The sequence below is a fragment of the Pseudomonas sp. zfem005 genome (assembly GCF_032621735.1).
GTDB lineage: Bacteria > Pseudomonadota > Gammaproteobacteria > Pseudomonadales > Pseudomonadaceae > Metapseudomonas > Metapseudomonas solani.
Map to the genome: position 1 here is coordinate 448,949 of NZ_JAVYJE010000004.1, position 16,066 is coordinate 465,014.

14 protein-coding genes are annotated in these 16,066 nt (G+C 65.8%); all 14 read left to right on the top strand.

The genetic code is table 11. From position 1 onward, the window contains the following. The first annotated feature begins 2 nt into the window (after nucleotides 1–2). The 14 genes from leuD (at nucleotide 3) to RTW82_RS11680 (ending at nucleotide 16,065) form a co-directional block, all read left to right on the top strand. The gene (leuD, locus tag RTW82_RS11615; protein WP_021218581.1) at nucleotides 3–647 is read left to right on the top strand and encodes a 3-isopropylmalate dehydratase small subunit; all 645 of its coding nucleotides are present in this window, start codon (nucleotides 3–5) and stop codon (nucleotides 645–647) included. Between the two features lie 14 nt (nucleotides 648–661). Continuing rightward, the gene (locus RTW82_RS11620) at nucleotides 662–1,426 is read left to right on the top strand and encodes a class I SAM-dependent methyltransferase (RefSeq protein ID WP_316925162.1); all 765 of its coding nucleotides are present in this window, start codon (nucleotides 662–664) and stop codon (nucleotides 1,424–1,426) included. An 85-nt stretch (nucleotides 1,427–1,511) separates the two neighbouring features. After that, a complete protein-coding gene (leuB, locus tag RTW82_RS11625) occupies nucleotides 1,512–2,594 on the top strand; it encodes a 3-isopropylmalate dehydrogenase (protein WP_043243364.1) in 1,083 nt (360 codons plus the stop codon). Between the two features lie 57 nt (nucleotides 2,595–2,651). Next, entirely contained in the window at nucleotides 2,652–3,764 is a 1,113-nt protein-coding gene (gene asd, locus RTW82_RS11630; RefSeq protein WP_021218578.1) for an aspartate-semialdehyde dehydrogenase, read from the top strand. Between the two features lie 106 nt (nucleotides 3,765–3,870). Next, nucleotides 3,871–4,872 (top strand): aspartate-semialdehyde dehydrogenase, encoded by a 1,002-nt coding sequence (locus tag RTW82_RS11635; protein ID WP_316925163.1) that lies wholly within the window; start codon nucleotides 3,871–3,873, stop codon nucleotides 4,870–4,872. Between the two features lie 154 nt (nucleotides 4,873–5,026). Continuing rightward, complete coding sequence (locus tag RTW82_RS11640) at nucleotides 5,027–7,927, top strand: FimV/HubP family polar landmark protein (protein WP_316925164.1); 2,901 nt, start codon at nucleotides 5,027–5,029, stop codon at nucleotides 7,925–7,927. A 3-nt stretch (nucleotides 7,928–7,930) separates the two neighbouring features. Next, nucleotides 7,931–8,791 carry a tRNA pseudouridine(38-40) synthase TruA gene (gene truA / locus RTW82_RS11645; RefSeq protein WP_043243358.1) on the top strand — a complete coding sequence of 287 codons (861 nt, stop codon included), beginning with the start codon at nucleotides 7,931–7,933 and terminating at the stop codon, nucleotides 8,789–8,791. A gap of 56 nt (nucleotides 8,792–8,847) precedes the next feature. Next, the gene (locus RTW82_RS11650; protein WP_043243356.1) at nucleotides 8,848–9,471 is read left to right on the top strand and encodes a phosphoribosylanthranilate isomerase; all 624 of its coding nucleotides are present in this window, start codon (nucleotides 8,848–8,850) and stop codon (nucleotides 9,469–9,471) included. A gap of 302 nt (nucleotides 9,472–9,773) precedes the next feature. Beyond that, the gene (gene accD / locus RTW82_RS11655) at nucleotides 9,774–10,646 is read left to right on the top strand and encodes an acetyl-CoA carboxylase, carboxyltransferase subunit beta (protein ID WP_021218572.1); all 873 of its coding nucleotides are present in this window, start codon (nucleotides 9,774–9,776) and stop codon (nucleotides 10,644–10,646) included. Next, the gene (gene folC / locus RTW82_RS11660; RefSeq protein WP_316925165.1) at nucleotides 10,643–11,920 is read left to right on the top strand and encodes a bifunctional tetrahydrofolate synthase/dihydrofolate synthase; all 1,278 of its coding nucleotides are present in this window, start codon (nucleotides 10,643–10,645) and stop codon (nucleotides 11,918–11,920) included. Before accD ends, folC begins: the two co-directional genes overlap by 4 nt. A gap of 6 nt (nucleotides 11,921–11,926) precedes the next feature. After that, the gene (locus RTW82_RS11665; protein ID WP_316925166.1) at nucleotides 11,927–12,571 is read left to right on the top strand and encodes an SPOR domain-containing protein; all 645 of its coding nucleotides are present in this window, start codon (nucleotides 11,927–11,929) and stop codon (nucleotides 12,569–12,571) included. A 95-nt stretch (nucleotides 12,572–12,666) separates the two neighbouring features. Further along, nucleotides 12,667–13,179 carry a CvpA family protein gene (locus RTW82_RS11670; protein ID WP_021218569.1) on the top strand — a complete coding sequence of 171 codons (513 nt, stop codon included), beginning with the start codon at nucleotides 12,667–12,669 and terminating at the stop codon, nucleotides 13,177–13,179. A gap of 91 nt (nucleotides 13,180–13,270) precedes the next feature. Continuing rightward, the gene (gene purF, locus RTW82_RS11675; protein ID WP_021218568.1) at nucleotides 13,271–14,776 is read left to right on the top strand and encodes an amidophosphoribosyltransferase; all 1,506 of its coding nucleotides are present in this window, start codon (nucleotides 13,271–13,273) and stop codon (nucleotides 14,774–14,776) included. Between the two features lie 77 nt (nucleotides 14,777–14,853). Further along, nucleotides 14,854–16,065, top strand: coding sequence for an O-succinylhomoserine sulfhydrylase (locus RTW82_RS11680; RefSeq protein WP_271660446.1), 1,212 nt, complete (start codon nucleotides 14,854–14,856; stop codon nucleotides 16,063–16,065). The last annotated feature ends 1 nt before the right edge of the window (nucleotide 16,066 follow it).

Genomic DNA, 16,066 nt, shown 5'->3' on the forward strand with positions numbered 1-16,066 from the left:
AGATGAAAGCCTTTACCCAACACACCGGTCTCGTCGCTCCGCTCGATCGTGCCAACGTCGACACCGACCAGATCATCCCCAAGCAATTCCTCAAGTCGATCAAGCGCACCGGCTTCGGCCCCAACCTGTTCGACGAGTGGCGCTACCTCGATGTCGGTCAGCCCAACCAGGACAACTCCAAGCGCCCGGTGAACCCGGACTTCGTCCTCAACTTCCCGCGCTTCCAGGGCGCCAGCGTGCTGCTGGCCCGTGAGAACTTCGGCTGTGGCTCCTCCCGCGAGCACGCACCCTGGGCCCTGGAGGAGTACGGCTTCCGCGCCATCATCGCGCCGAGCTACGCCGACATCTTCTTCAACAACAGCTTCAAGAACGGCCTGCTGCCGATCATCCTCAAGGATGAAGAGGTGGACGAGCTGTTCAAGCAGTGCGAAGCGGAGGAGGGCTACCAGCTCACCGTCGACCTCGCCGCACAGACCGTGACCCGCCCGGACGGCAAGCAGTACAGCTTCGAAGTGGACGCGTTCCGCAAGCACTGCCTGCTCAACGGCCTCGACGACATCGGCCTGACCCTGCAGGACGCGGACGCCATCCGCGCCTTCGAGGGTGGCCATCGCCAGGCGCAGCCCTGGCTGTTCCGCGACGCCTGAGGCAGGGGAGCGAGATGAGCGACAAGGCCCATGCCCAGGTGGTGCAGCGCCAGTTCGGCGAACAGGCCAGTGCCTACCTGAGCAGTGCCGTGCACGCCCAGGGCACCGAATTCGCGCTGCTGCAGGCGGCGGTCGATGGCCGGGGCGACGCCAGGGTGCTCGACCTCGGCTGTGGCGCCGGGCATGTCAGCTTCCATGTCGCGCCGCTGGTCGGCGAAGTGGTGGCTTACGACCTCTCCGAGCAGATGCTGGAGGTGGTCACCGCTGCTGCCGCCGAGCGCGGGCTGGGCAACCTGCGCACCGAGCGCGGGGTGGCCGAGCGCCTGCCCTTCGCCGATGCCAGCTTCGATTTCGTCTTCAGCCGTTATTCGGCGCACCACTGGAGCGACCTGGGCCTGGCCCTGCGCGAGGTGCGTCGGGTGCTGAAGCCGGGCGGCACCGCTGCCTTCATCGACGTGGCGTCGCCGGGCAGCCCGCTGCTCGACACCCACCTGCAGGCCGTGGAAGTGCTGCGCGACACCAGCCATGTGCGTGACTATTCCGTCGCCGAGTGGCTGCGCCAGGTGAGCGAGGCCGGTCTGTTCGTCGATCGCCATGCGCGTCAGCGGCTGCGCCTGGAGTTCGCCTCCTGGATCACCCGCATGCGCACGCCGGATGTGTTCCGCGACGCCATCCTCGCCCTGCAGAATGCGGTGGGCGAGGAAGTGCGCGAGTATTTCGAAATCACCGAAGACGGCTCCTTCAGTACCGACGTACTGGTGCTGTGGGCCACTAAATAACTGAGCGCCAGGCTGCAAGCTCCAAGCGACAAGTACTTGGGGCCTGCGACTTGGGGCTTGAAGCTTTTTTCCGAAGGAAAGACTCATGAGCAAACAGATTCTGGTTCTCCCTGGCGACGGTATCGGCCCGGAAATCATGGCCGAGGCGGTCAAGGTGCTGGAGCTGGCCAATGACAAGTTCCAGCTCGGCTTCGAGCTGACCCACGACGTGATCGGCGGCGCTGCCATCGACAAGCACGGCGTGCCCCTGGCCGATGAGACCCTGGAGCGTGCGCGCCAGGCCGACGCCGTACTGCTGGGCGCCGTGGGCGGCCCGAAGTGGGACAAGATCGAGCGCGACATCCGCCCGGAGCGCGGCCTGCTGAAGATCCGCTCGCAACTGGGCCTGTTCGCCAACCTGCGCCCGGCCATCCTGTATCCGCAACTGGCCGATGCCTCCAGCCTCAAGCCGGAAGTGGTCGCGGGCCTGGACATCCTCATCGTCCGTGAGCTGACCGGCGGCATCTACTTCGGCCAGCCCCGCGAGCAGCGCGTGCTGGAAAACGGCGAGCGCCAGGCCTATGACACCCTGCCCTATGCCGAAAGCGAGATCCGCCGCATCGTCCGCGTCGGCTTCGACATGGCCCGCGTGCGCGGCAAGAAGCTCTGCTCGGTGGACAAGGCTAACGTGCTCGCCTCCAGCCAGCTGTGGCGCGAGGTGGCCGAGGAAGTGGCCAAGGACTACCCGGACGTCGAGCTGTCGCACATGTACGTCGACAACGCCGCCATGCAGCTGGTGCGCGCGCCCAAGCAGTTCGACGTGATGGTCACCGACAACATGTTCGGCGACATCCTGTCGGATGAGGCTTCCATGCTCACCGGCTCCATCGGCATGCTGCCTTCCGCTTCCCTGGATGCGAACAACAAGGGCATGTACGAGCCGTGCCACGGCTCCGCGCCGGACATCGCCGGCCAAGGCATCGCCAACCCCCTGGCGACCATCCTCTCGGTCTCGATGATGCTGCGCTACAGCTTCAACCAGAGTGCCGCCGCGGATGCCATCGAGAAGGCCGTGAGCCTCGTCCTCGACCAGGGCTTGCGCACCGGCGACATCTTCTCCGCCGGTACCACCAAGGTCGGTACCCAAGCCATGGGCGATGCAGTGGTCGAGGCCCTGCGTAATCTGTAATCTGTCGGGCTCGCCGGAATACCGGCGGTCCACTTTTTCCTGAAAGGTGTAGTTGTCATGAAGCGTGTAGGTCTGATCGGTTGGCGTGGCATGGTGGGTTCCGTGCTCATGCAGCGAATGCTTGAAGAGCGGGATTTCGACCTGATCGAGCCGGTTTTCTTCACCACCTCCAATGTTGGCGGGCAAGGCCCGGCGATCGGCAAGGACGTTGCCCCGCTGAAGGACGCCTACAACATCGATGAGCTGAAAAGCCTCGACGTGATCCTGACCTGCCAGGGTGGCGACTACACCAGCGAAGTCTTCCCCAAGCTGCGCGAAGCCGGCTGGCAGGGCTACTGGATCGACGCCGCTTCCAGCCTGCGCATGCAGGATGACGCGGTCATCGTCCTCGACCCGGTCAACCGTCGTGTCATCGACCAGCAACTGGACGCCGGCACCAAGAACTACATCGGCGGCAACTGCACCGTCAGCCTGATGCTGATGGCCCTGGGCGGGCTGTTCGAAGCCGGCCTGGTGGAGTGGATGAGCGCCATGACCTACCAGGCAGCCTCCGGCGCCGGTGCCCAGAACATGCGCGAGCTGATCAAGCAGATGGGCGCGACCCACGCGGCGGTCGCCGATGACCTGGCCAACCCGGCCAGCGCCATCCTCGACATCGATCGCAAGGTGGCCGAAGCCATGCGCGGCGAGGCGTATCCCACCGAGAACTTCGGCGTGCCCCTGGCGGGCAGCCTGATCCCCTGGATCGACAAGGAACTGCCCAACGGCCAGAGCCGTGAAGAGTGGAAGGGCCAGGCCGAAACCAACAAGATCCTCGGTCGCTTCAAGAGCCCGATCCCGGTGGACGGCATCTGCGTGCGCATCGGCGCCATGCGCTGCCACAGCCAGGCGCTGACCATCAAGCTGAACAAGGATGTGCCCATCGCCGATATCGAAGGCATGATCAGCCAGCACAACCCCTGGGTGAAGCTGGTGCCGAACCAACGCGAGATCAGCATGCGCGAGCTGACCCCGACCGCCGTCACCGGCACCCTCAGCGTCCCGGTCGGCCGCCTGCGCAAGCTCAACATGGGCACGCAGTACCTCGGCGCCTTCACCGTGGGCGACCAACTGCTGTGGGGCGCGGCCGAACCGCTGCGCCGCATGCTGCGCATCCTCCTGGAGCGTTGATCGACAGCGGGCGCCGACGAGGCTCGTCGGCGCCCGGTTTCCCTCAATTGCCTGCGTGCGGGGCGACGGTTAAAGTGCCGCTCCCGTTTCGCCAGAGGCAATGTCCATGAGCCAGTCCTTCGATATCGCCGTTGTCGGCGCCACCGGTACCGTTGGCGAAACCCTCGTCGAACTCCTTGCCGAGCGTGAATTCCCCGTCGGAACTCTGCATTTGCTGGCCAGCATCGAGTCTGCCGGCGCCTCCGTGCAGTTCCGCGGCAAGAACCTGCGCGTGCGTGATGTCGCCGAATTCGATTTCTCCCAGGTGCGCCTGGCCTTCTTCGCCGCCGGCGAGGCGGTGAGCCGCAGCTTCGTCGTGCACGCCAACCAGGCGGGCTGCGCGGTGATCGATCTTTCCGGTGTTCTGGACGACGCCCAGCCGCTGGTGCCGGAAGCCAATGCCGGCCTGCTCGGCGAACTGGCCCCTCCTTATAAGCTGTGCAGCCCGAGCGCTTCTGCCGTCGCCCTGGCCTGTGCCCTGGCGCCGCTGGTTTCCCTGGGCATCGAGCGGGTCACGGTCACCGCCTGCCTGGCCGTTTCCAGCCGTGGCCGCGAGGGGGTCACCGAACTGGCCCGGCAAACCGCCGAGCTGCTCAACGCCCGTCCGCTGGAGCCGCGCTTCTTCGATCGCCAGGTCGCCTTCAACATCCTCGCCCAGCCCGATGCGGTGGATGAGGCGGGCCACGCCCAGCTAGAGAAGAGATTGGCACGCGAATTGAGAGCACTGCTGGCTGCCCCGGCCCTGGATGTGGCCGCCACCTGCGTGCTGGCACCGGTGTTCTTCGGCGACAGCCTGAGCGTCTCGCTGCAGGTGCGCGAGGACGTCGACCTGGCCGTCGTGCTGGAAAAACTGGAGGCGGCGGAGGGCATCGAACTGGTGGAGCAGGGCGACTATCCGACGGCGGTAGGTGACGCTGTGGGGCAGGATGTGATCTACGTCGGCCGCGTGCGAAAAGGGCTGGAAGACCCGCGCCAAGTCAATTTGTGGATTGCGTCTGATAATGTGCGAAAAGGCGCTGCACTCAACGCCGTACAGTCCGGCGAGTTATTGATAAAACACTATCTGTAAAAGATACTTACCTGAAAATTTGAAGAACTTTTCTAGCTTGACAATACTGGTTTAGTTTTCGTCGCTGACGGGGAACCGCTATGGCGTGTTGTGGCAGCGATCAAAATACTCTCTCGTTCGGCCGAGAAAAAAAGATAAAACAAGGGATTACGCTATGATTCGGGTTCGCAAACTGGTGCTGGCAATTGCGGCTGCTTCGGCGCTGACCTCCGGCATGGCTCACGCTTTGGGGCTCGGGGAAGTGACCCTGAAGTCCGCCTTGAACCAGCCGCTGGTCGCTGAAATCGAGCTGCTCGAGGTCCGTGATCTGGCCTCCAACGAAGTCGTTCCGAGCCTGGCTTCGGCCGAAGAGTTCAGCAAGGCTGGCGTCGATCGCCAGTACTTCCTGACCGACCTCAAGTTCACGCCGGTGCTCAAGCCCAACGGCAAGAGCGTGATCCGCGTGACCTCCAACAAGCCGGTGCGCGAGCCCTACCTGAACTTCATGGTGGAAGTGCTGTGGCCCAACGGCCGCCTGCTGCGCGAATACACCCTGCTGCTGGACCCGCCGACCTACTCCCCCGAAACCACCGCTGCCGTCGTGCCGAGCATGCCCATCGCCGCTCCGGCCCAGGCTCCGCGCCCGGCTGCTGCACCGCGTCCGAGCGCCAGCCCGGCTGCCCAAGCACCGCGTCCGTCCGCGCCTGTCGCCTCGGCTGCCTCCACCGCCAAGGCGGGTGGCGAAGAATACAAGACCACCGGTAGCGACACCCTTTGGGAAATTGCCCAGCGCAATCGCTCCAGCGGCTCCGTGCACCAGGCCATGCTGGCCATCCAGGACCTGAACCCGGATGCCTTCGTCGGCGGCAACATCAATCGCATGAAGAGCGGCCAGGTGCTGCGCATGCCGACCGATGCGCAGATCGCCAGCCGTTCCCAATCCGAAGCCATTGCCCAGGTCGCAGCGCAGAACGCCGCCTGGCGTGACGGCAGCGCCGTAGCCGGTACCGCCGGCCAGCGCCAGCTCGACGCCACCAAGCGCGCCAGCGCCGGTGCCGCTCCGGCCAAGACCGAAAGCAAGGATAACCTGCGCCTGGTATCCGCCGAGAGTGGCAAGTCCACTGCCGGCAGCGAGAAGGGTGCTGGCAACGGCAACAACAAGGCGCTGGCCGAGAAACTGGCGGTGACCCAGGAAAGCCTGGACACCACCCGTCGCGAGAACGACGAGCTCAAGGGCCGGATGACCGACCTGCAGAGCCAGCTGGATAAACTGCAACGCCTGATCCAGCTGAAGGATGATCAGCTGGCCAAGCTGCAGGGCGACCTGGCGAAGAAACCCGAGGCCGCCGCTCCGGCAGCACCGGCCACGCCGACAGCGCCAGCCGCTTCCGCCACCCCGGCCACTCCGGCTGCCGAACAACCTGCAGCGGTGCCGGCTACTCCGGCACCCGATGCAACTCAGGCCACTCCCCCGGCCGGGCAGGCACCGGACTACAACTACAACGAGGAGCCGGCTGCACCTGATGCAGCCGCCCAGTCCCAGAACCAGCAGCCGGCCAGTGAGCCGGCTGATGCCGTTGAAAAACCTGCTGCTCCGGCAGAAGCTGCCAAGCCGGTCGAGCCCGCTCCGGCGCCCGTGCAGCCGGAACCTGAAGCCGAACAGCCTGGCTTCGTCGACGACCTGATGGGCAACCCGATGCTGCTGGGCATCGCCGGTGGCGGCGCGCTGCTGCTTCTGCTGGTTGCACTGATGATCCTCTCCCGTCGCAACGCCATGAAGGAGGCCGAGCTGCAGAACAGCCTGGCCGCCCAGGATGACGACACCGGCTTCGACAACGACCTGGACATCCAGGACAACGCCTTCGCCGGCCTCGAAAACGAGCCTGCTGCGGTCGCCGCTGCTCCGGCCCAGGCCGAGGAGCGTGTCACCGCCCAGACCGGCGATGCCATCAGCGAAGCCGACATCTACATCGCCTACGGCCGCTTCAACCAGGCTGCCGAGCTGCTGCAGAACGCGATCAACGACGAGCCGCATCGTGCCGACCTGCGCCTGAAGCTGATGGAGGTCTACGCCGAACTGGGTGACCGCGACGGCTTCGCCCGCCAGGAAAGCGAGCTGCGTGAAATCGGTGGTGCCTATGCCGAAGTCGACCAGCTCAAGGCCAAGTACCCGGCCATGGCGCTGGCCGCCGCTGCCGGCCTCGGCTTCGCCGCCGGTTCCGCCAGTGACGACCTCGACAGCTTCAGCCTCGACGACCTGACCCTGGACGAGCCTGCTGCTCCGGCTGCCCAGGCGCCTGCCGCCCAGGACGACATGGACGATGCCTTCGACCTGAGCCTGGATGAACTGGAAGCCGACCTCGACCGCGACCTGCAAGCTGCCTCCGGCAACGATGCCCTGGCCGGCCTGGACGAGATCGACCTGGATGCCGACCTCAACCTCGACGCTCCGAGCGCCCCGGCTGCCCGCAACGACGACGAACTCGGCTTCGACCTGGAGCTGGACGACAAGCCGCTGGGCGAGCAATCGCTGGATCTGGGCGACGACCTGGCCGACTTCAGCCTGGAGCTGGAAGGCGACAGCAAGTCGTCCATCGCCGAGGAAGATGATTTCCTTCTCAGCCTGGACGACGACCTGAGCCTGGGCGGCTCCCAGCCTGGTGCCGAGCCGGTCGCCAAGGAAGAGCCTGCATCGGCCTTCGAACTGCCGTCCGATTTCGACCTGTCGATGCCGGAAGACGAGCCCGCCGCCGAAGAAGCGCCGCTCTCCGACAGCTTCGCCGCCAAGCTCGATGAAGTGACCGCCGAGCTCGACCAGCTCGCCGAGAGCCTCGACCAGTCGCCGGCCGACAGTGCACCTGCCAGCACCGCCGCTCCGGCAGTTGATCTGGATGGCGACGATGATTTCGACTTCCTCTCCGGCACTGACGAAACCGCCACCAAGCTCGATCTGGCCCGTGCCTACATCGACATGGGTGACACCGAAGGCGCCCGCGACATCCTCGACGAAGTGATGTCCGAGGGCAGTGAAAACCAGCAACAGGAAGCGCGCGAGCTCATCGCCCGTATCAGCTGATCAATGACCCAAGCAGTACCCACAACGGCAGCCGACTCGGCTGCCGTTGGCATTTACAGAATCGCCCTCGGCATCGAGTACAAGGGCTCCCGCTACCGTGGCTTCCAGCGTCAACGCGCCGGGGTGCCCTCCGTCCAGGAAACCCTGGAAACGGCCTTGTCCAAGGTGGCCGGCGGTGCTCCCGTCACCCTCAGCTGTGCCGGGCGTACCGACGCCCTGGTGCATGCCAGTGGCCAGGTGGTGCATTTCGACACGCCGGTGCAGCGCTCCATGCATGCCTGGACCATGGGCGCCAACATGAACCTGCCGAACGACATCAGCGTGGCCTGGGCCCAGGAAATGCCCCGGCATTTCGACGCGCGCTTCAGTGCCATGGCGCGGCGTTATCGCTATGTCATCTACAACGACCAGATCCGCCCGGCGCACATGGCCGAGGAAGTCACCTGGAACCATCGCCCGCTGGATATCCAGCGCATGCGCGAGGCCGCCGCCCATCTGGTCGGCACCCATGACTTCAGCGCCTTCCGTGCCCGTCAGTGCCAGGCCAAGTCGCCGATCAAGACGGTGCACCACCTGCACCTCAGCGAGCACGGGCGCTTCATCGTGCTGGATATCCGCGCCAACGCCTTCCTTCACCATATGGTGCGCAACTTCGCCGGCGTGCTGATGACCATCGGTGCCGGCGAGCGCCCACCGGAATGGGCCCGTGAAGTGCTGGAAAGCCGCGTGCGGCGTACCGGTGGCGTCACCGCCCATCCCTATGGGCTGTACCTGGTGCAGGTGGAGTACCCCGAGGAATTCCAGCTGCCGCACCGTTACATCGGGCCGCATTTTCTCTCCTGGTTACCGGAAAACCCGGGCTGACGCTCCGCCGAGCCTTTGCTACCATCCAGCATCTTTTACCCACCGGTGCCTGCAACTTGCCAGCCGTTCGCATCAAAATCTGTGGCATCACCCGCGTCGAGGACGCCCTCGCCGCAGCAGCGGCCGGTGCCGACGCCATCGGCATGGTGTTCTATGCCGCCAGCCCGCGAGCGGTGAATGTCGAGCAGGCCCGGGCGATAGTCGCGGCGCTGCCTCCCTTCGTGACCAGCGTGGGCCTGTTTGTCGATATGCCCGCCGCTGAACTGGCGGCGATTCTCGAAGCGGTGCCCCTCGACCTGCTGCAGTTCCACGGCGACGAGACCCCGGCAGCCTGCGAAGGCCATGGTCGTCCCTATATCAAGGCCTTGCGGGTCAAGCCCGGCGACGATGTGGCGGCCCGCGTAAGCGAGTACCCCGGCGCCTCGGGCGTGCTGTTGGATACCTACGTGCCCGGCATCCCCGGTGGTACCGGCGAAGCCTTCGACTGGAACCTGGTGCCGGTCGGCCTGGGCAAGCCGGTGATCCTCGCCGGCGGCCTCACCCCGGAAAACGTCGCCAGCGCGGTGGTGCAGGTCAGGCCCTACGCGGTCGACGTCAGCGGCGGGGTGGAGGCGAGCAAGGGCATCAAGGATCACGACAAGGTGCGAGCCTTCATCGATGCGGCAAGGGCGGCATGCTGAACCCGTCGTCCACAGATGTGACGGCGCCGCCTGCGCTGCCGTCCATAACCCAGTTGCCCGGGCACGCGCGTATGCGCACGGTGTCGGATCGGGCCGATTTTGCTTTTCGCGACGGCACCCTGGCGGTGCCCGTCGCCCAGATGGCCGGGGCCTTCCCGGCGTCACCGTGCGGGGCCGGGCGTACCGTCGCCATCCCGCCGATGCCGCCAACCCCGTCCGCAATCGTGAATTCGCTCAAGAACATGCGCAGGGCTCCGGGCCGCTAGCGCGTGTTCGGGCCTGAAGCTATGGAGAACGAGAGCATGAGCAACTGGCTGGTAGACAAGCTGATCCCTTCGATCATGCGTTCCGAGGTGAAGAAGAGCTCGGTTCCTGAAGGCCTCTGGCACAAGTGCCCGTCCTGCGAGGCCGTGCTGTACAAGCCCGAACTGGAGAAGACCCTCGACGTCTGTCCCAAGTGCAACCACCACATGCGCATCGACGCGCGTGCTCGCCTGGACATCTTCCTCGACGCCGACGGCCGCGAGGAGCTGGGTGCCGAGCTGGAGCCGGTGGACCGCCTGAAGTTCCGTGACAGCAAGAAGTACAAGGACCGCATCACCGCGGCCCAGAAGGACACCGGCGAGAAGGATGCACTGATCGCCATGAGCGGCAGCCTGGAAGGCATGCCCATCGTCGCCTGCGCCTTCGAGTTCTCCTTCATGGGCGGCTCCATGGGCGCTGTAGTCGGCGAGCGTTTCGTACGCGCTGCCAACGTGGCGCTGGAGAAGCGTTGCCCGCTGGTGTGCTTCTCCGCCTCGGGCGGTGCGCGCATGCAGGAAGCGCTGATCTCGCTGATGCAGATGGCCAAGACCTCCGCCGTGCTGGCGCGCCTGCGCGAAGAGGGCCTGCCCTTCATCTCCGTGCTCACCGACCCGGTCTACGGTGGCGTGTCCGCCAGCCTGGCCATGCTCGGTGATGTAATCGTCGCCGAACCCAAGGCGCTGATCGGCTTTGCCGGCCCTCGCGTGATCGAACAGACCGTTCGCGAGAAGCTACCTGAAGGCTTCCAGCGCAGCGAGTTCCTGCTGGAGCACGGCGCCATCGACATGATCATTCCCCGCGATGAACTGCGTGCCCGCCTGTCGCGGCTGCTCGCGCAGTTCATGCATCTACCCTCACCGGCCACTGCATGACCCAACGAACCCTCGCCGACTGGCTCGCCTACCTCGAGCAACTCCACCCCACAGCCATCGACATGGGGCTGGAACGCAGTCACCAGGTCGCCCAGCGACTTGGCCTGCACAGGCCGGCGCCGCTGGTGGTCACGGTCACCGGGACCAACGGCAAGGGTTCGACCTGCGCCTTCCTCGCTTCACTGCTGAGGGCGCAGGGCCTCAAGGTCGGCGTGTACAGCTCGCCGCACCTACTGGCCTATAACGAGCGCGTGCAGATCGATGGCGTCGATGCCAGCGACGAAGCGCTCTGCGAGGCATTCGTGGCCGTGGAAGCGGCCCGTGGCGAAACCTCCCTGACCTATTTCGAAATGGGCACCCTTGCGGCCTTCTGGCTGTTCGAGCGCAGCGGCCTCGATGCCGTGGTGCTCGAGGTCGGCCTGGGTGGCCGGCTGGATGCGGTCAACCTGGTCGACGCCGACCTGGCGCTGGTCACCAGCATCGGCATCGACCACGCCGACTGGCTCGGCGATACCCGCGAAAGCGTGGCGTTCGAGAAAGCCGGCATCTTCCGTGCCGGCAAGCCGGCGCTCTGTGGCGATCTCGACCCGCCTGCACCGCTCGCCGAGCGGGCTGCTGCCCTCAGCGCCCCCTTCATCCTCCGTGGTCGTGACTACGACCTGGCGGTGGGGGAGGGTGCCTGGCACTGGCGTGGCCTGGATCGGAATGGCCAGGGTCGCCAGCTCCATGATTTGCCGCTGCTCGACCTGCCCCTGGAAAATGCAGCGCTGGCCCTGCAAGCCTATGCGCTGCTCGACCAGCCCTGGGACGAAGCCGTTATCACCCAGGCGCTGCAAGCCACCCGGGTCACCGGGCGCCTGGATCGCCGCGCGCTGAATTGGCGCGGCAAGTCACTCACGCTGCTGCTGGATGTTGGGCATAATCCCCACGCGGCCAGCTACCTGGCCGAGCGCTTGCGCAGCCGCCCGGTCGCCGGTCGGCGCCTGGCAGTGTTCGGCTTGTTGGCCGACAAGGACCTGGCCGGTGTGCTCGCGCCGCTCAAGGACGTGCTGCCGGACTGGGCCGTGGCCACGCTGCCGTCCACGCGCAGCCGGCCGGCGGCCGAACTGCAGGCCGCGTTGCTCGCGCTGGGCGTTACCGCCAGCAGCCATGGCGATATCGCCGCGGCGCTGGAGGCACAGTGCGAGAAAGCCGGGGAGGGCGATGAAATCCTGGCGTTCGGATCTTTCTATTGCGTGGCCGAGGCGCTGGCCTGGCTCGCGCATCAGGTTTAAGGGGGAGTGGCTGTGCTGGACAAGGGACTCAAGCAACGCATCGTCGGTGCCCTGGTGCTGCTGGCGCTGGCGGTGATCTTCCTGCCGATGCTGTTCACCCGCGAGGACGAGTTGCGCCAGGTGCGCATCGACGCGCCGGCCATGCCGCAAACCCCGGAGATGCCGCCGGTGGAAATGGAAACCGTCGAGGTGCCAGAGCCCCAGGTGCTGCCGGAAGAGCCCGTCCCGTCGCTGGATGCCAACGGCCAGGCCAGCGCCCTGCCCATTGCTCCCACCGAACAGCCTGCGGCATCCGCGCAGCCGGCCCAGCCCCAGGCTCCCGCACAGCCGCCGGCCCAGCAGCAGGCCCAGGCCGTGCCGCCGGCCGCCACGCCGCCCAAGGCCGATGAAAAGCGCCTCGACCCGAATGGCCTGCCGGTCAGCTGGTCGATCCAGCTCGCCAGCCTGTCCAGCCGCGCCGGCGCCGAGAAGCTGCAGCAGACCCTGCGCAGCCAGGGTTACAACGCCTACATCCGCAGTGCCGAAGGCATGAACCGGGTGTTCGTCGGCCCGGTGATCGAGCGCGCTGAGGCCGACCGGCTGCGGGATTCCCTGAGCCGCCAACAGAAGCTCAATGGCTTCATCGTGCGTTTCCAGCCTGAAAAGGGCTGATTCGCTCTCTCTATCGGAGCAATCTGATCCGCGGGTTACCGGAGCGACGGGGCTCTGCTAAAATGCAGCGCCTTTTCTGTTCGTGAGCTGCATACGTGGCATTCACCTGGGTCGATTGGTCGATCATCGCCATCATCGCCATTTCCAGCCTGATCAGTCTGAAACGCGGCTTCGTCAAGGAAGCGCTTTCGCTGCTCACCTGGATCATCGCCGGCATAGTCGCCTGGATGTTTGGCGGGGCCTTGTCACAGCACCTCACCGAGTTCATCGAAATGCCGTCGGCGCGCGTGATCGCGGCCTGCGCCATTCTCTTCATCGCCACCCTGCTGGTGGGGGCGTTGGTCAATTTCCTGATCGGTGAGCTGATCAGGGTCACCGGCATGGACGGCACCGACCGCTTCCTCGGCATGGTCTTCGGCGCGGCGCGCGGGGCTCTGCTGGTGGTGGTGCTGGTCGGCCTGCTGAGCCTGGCGCCGGTGCAACAGGATCCATGGTGGCAGCAGTCAACGTTGCTACCGCATTTTCTGATGGTCGCCGACTGGTCGAAGAACCTGATTCTGGGTTTCACCAGCCAGTGGCTCGCCGGCAGCGTCAGCGCACCAAGCTGAGCCGCCAAACAAAGGGTGGCGAGCGGGGCACCAACTGCCCGGCCCGTCGCCCGGTATTAGCCTGAACTACTAGCAGCAGGGGTTGCACCGCATGTGTGGCATCGTCGGTATCGTCGGTAAGTCGAACGTCAATCAGGCGCTGTATGACGCGCTCACCGTTCTCCAGCATCGCGGCCAGGACGCTGCCGGCATCGTCACCAGCCATGACGGCCGGTTGTTCCTGCGCAAGGACAACGGCCTGGTCCGTGACGTCTTCCAGCAACGCCACATGCAGCGCCTGGTAGGCCACATGGGCATCGGCCACGTGCGCTACCCCACTGCGGGCAGCTCCACCTCCGCCGAGGCGCAGCCGTTCTACGTCAACTCGCCCTACGGCATCACCCTGGCGCACAACGGCAACCTGACCAACGTCGAGCAGCTGGCCAAGGAAATCTACGAATCCGACCTGCGCCACGTGAACACCAGTTCCGACTCGGAAGTGCTGCTCAACGTGTTCGCCCATGAGCTGGCCCATCGCGGCAAGCTGCAGCCCACCGAGGAAGACGTGTTCGCCGCGGTCTCCGGTGTGCATGACCGCTGCCGTGGTGGCTACGCCGTGGTGGCGATGATCACTGGCTACGGCATCGTCGGCTTCCGCGACCCCAATGCCATCCGCCCGATCGTCTTCGGCCAGCGTCACACCGACGAAGGCGTGGAGTACATGATCGCCTCCGAAAGCGTCTCCCTCGATGTGCTCGGCTTCACCCTGATCCGCGACCTGGCGCCGGGCGAAGCGGTGTACATCACCGAAGACGGCAAGCTCTACACCCGCCAGTGCGCCAAGGCGCCGAAGCTCGCCCCGTGCATCTTCGAGCACGTCTATCTGGCGCGCCCGGACTCGATCATGGACGGCGTCTCGGTCTACAAGGCACGCCTGCGCATGGGCGAGAAGCTCGCCGAGAAGATCCAGCGCGAGCGCCCGGACCACGACATCGACGTGGTCATCCCGATTCCGGACACCAGTCGCACCGCGGCCTTGGAGCTGGCCAACCACCTGGGCGTGAAGTTCCGCGAGGGCTTCGTCAAGAACCGCTACATCGGCCGTACCTTCATCATGCCGGGCCAGGCCGCGCGCAAGAAATCGGTACGCCAGAAGCTCAACGCCATCGAGCTGGAGTTCCGCGGCAAGAACGTGATGCTGGTGGACGACTCCATCGTTCGCGGCACCACCTGCAAGCAGATCATCCAGATGGCCCGCGAGGCCGGTGCCAAGAACGTCTACTTCTGCTCGGCCGCCCCGGCGGTGCGCTACCCGAACGTGTACGGCATCGACATGCCCAGCGCCCACGAGCTGATCGCCCACAACCGCACCACCGAGGAAGTGGCCGAGCTGATCGGCGCCGACTGGCTGCTCTACCAGGACCTGCCGGACCTGATCGAGGCGGTCGGTGGTGGCAAGGTGAAGATCGACCAGTTCGACTGCGCGGTATTCGACGGCAAGTACATCACCGGCGATGTCGACGAGCACTACCTGAACAAGATCGAGCAGGCGCGCAATGACGCCAGCAAGGCCAAGGTCAACGTGGTCAGCGCGATCATCGACCTGTACAACAATTGAGTTCGCGGCCTCGTGCCGCACGCTGAACGTTGCCAGCCCGGGCCCTGTCCCGGGCTTCGTTTCCAAGAGGTGGGGATATGACGCAGGAATGGGAAGCCGGCCGGCTGGACAGTGACCTCGAAGGCGCGGCCTTCGACACCCTGGCGGTACGCGCCGGGCAGCACCGCACGCCGGAAGGCGAGCACGGCGAGGCGATGTTCCTCACCTCCAGCTACGTGTTCCGCACCGCCGCCGACGCCGCCGCGCGTTTCGCCGGCGAGGTGCCGGGCAACGTCTATTCGCGCTATACCAACCCCACCGTACGGGCCTTCGAGGAGCGCATTGCCGCCCTGGAAGGTGCCGAGCAGGCCGTGGCCACCGCCTCGGGCATGTCGGCGATCCTCTCCATCGTCATGAGCCTGTGCAGCGCCGGCGACCATGTGCTGGTGTCGCGCAGCGTGTTCGGTTCGACCATCAGCCTGTTCGAGAAGTACCTCAAGCGCTTCGGTGTCGAAGTCGACTACCCGCCGCTGGCCGACCTGGCCGGCTGGGAAGCGGCCTTCAAGCCCAACACCAAGCTGCTCTTCGTCGAGTCGCCGTCCAACCCCCTGGCCGAGCTGGTGGACATCACCGCCCTGGCCGAGATCGCCCATGCCCGTGGTGCGCTGCTGGCGGTGGACAACTGCTTCTGCACCCCCGCGCTGCAGCAGCCGCTGAAGCTCGGTGCCGACATCGTCATGCACTCGGCCACCAAGTACATCGATGGCCAGGGCCGCAGCATGGGCGGCGTGGTCGCCGGTCGCAAAGCACAGATGGAAGGCGTGGTCGGCTTCCTGCGTACCGCCGGGCCGACCCTCAGCCCGTTCAACGCCTGGATCTTCCTCAAGGGCCTGGAAACCCTGCGTGTGCGCATGCAGGCCCATTGCGCCAGCGCCCTGGAACTGGCCCGTTGGCTGGAGCAGCAGCCTGGCATCGAGCGTGTCTACTACGCCGGCCTGGAAAGCCACCCGCAGCACGAACTGGCCAAGCGTCAGCAGAGCGCCTTCGGCGCCGTGGTCAGCTTCGAAGTGGCCGGCGGCAAGGAAGCGGCGTGGCGTTTCATCGACGCCACCCGGGTGATCTCCATCACCACCAACCTGGGCGACACCAAGACCACCATCGCCCACCCGGCCACCACGTCCCACGGGCGCCTGTCGCCGCAGGAGCGTGCCAACGCCGGCATCGCTGACAACCTGATCCGCGTCGCCGTGGGCCTGGAAGACATCGCCGACCTCAAGGCCGACCTCGCGCGTGGCCTTGCCGCGTTGTGAT